The following is a 295-nucleotide window of genomic DNA, read 5'->3' as shown; positions in this document are numbered from 1 at the left end:
CGAGCACGGTCGCCGTGTCCAGCGGGCGCAGGGTGCGCAGGTCGATGACTTCCGCGTCGACGCCCTCGGCCGCGAGTTTCTCGGCGGCTTCGAGCGCGACGCCGACGCCGATCGAATAGCTGACGATCGTCACGTCCTTGCCGGCACGGACGATGCGCGCCTTGCCGATCGGCAGCACGTAATCGTCGAGCTTCGGCACTTCGAAGGTGCGGCCGTACATCAGCTCGTTCTCGAGGAAGACGACGGGGTCTTCCGAGCGGATCGCCGCCTTGAGCAGGCCCTTGGCGTCCTGCGC

At 67.8% G+C, this 295-nt stretch carries 1 protein-coding gene; it reads right to left on the bottom strand.

The features are described 5' to 3' along the window. Positions 1–295: transketolase C-terminal domain-containing protein (locus NLU14_RS21445; protein WP_275710446.1), on the bottom strand; the 295-nt coding region annotated here is incomplete at both ends.

It is taken from the genome of Marinobacter iranensis (genome assembly GCF_029207565.1).
In the GTDB taxonomy this organism is placed as follows: Bacteria; Pseudomonadota; Gammaproteobacteria; order Pseudomonadales; family Oleiphilaceae; genus Marinobacter; species Marinobacter iranensis.
The sequence above is the reverse complement of the archived record's forward strand: the minus strand, read 5'-3'. Positions and strand labels throughout refer to the sequence as shown.